Annotated in this window: 1 protein-coding gene; it reads left to right on the forward strand. The window is 72.0% G+C overall.

The window, feature by feature from the left end:
* Nucleotides 1-239, forward strand: a 239-nt coding sequence (locus Q7A36_RS41430) for a helix-turn-helix domain-containing protein (RefSeq protein WP_305109568.1), incomplete at both ends; no start/stop codon positions are given.

Raw genomic sequence — 239 nt, forward strand, 5'->3', positions numbered from 1 at the left:
GCATGGCGCTCCATCGTGACTTCCGCAAGCTCGACCCGATCACCCAGGCAGAACTGCGCCGGGTAGCGGTGGCGATGGTCGAAGCAGGCAAGACGCGGCTCGAGGCCGCGGCTGCTGTCGGCGTGAACCGCCGCTTCGTCGGCGAGTGGGTCGAGGCGGCACGACGGTCCGGCGACACGGCGCTGGAGGGTGGACGGCGCGGCCGCCGTCCAGGCGAGCAGAAGCCGCTCTCGCCGCAA

It is taken from the genome of Paracraurococcus lichenis (genome assembly GCF_030657435.1).
GTDB lineage: Bacteria > Pseudomonadota > Alphaproteobacteria > Acetobacterales > Acetobacteraceae > Paracraurococcus > Paracraurococcus lichenis.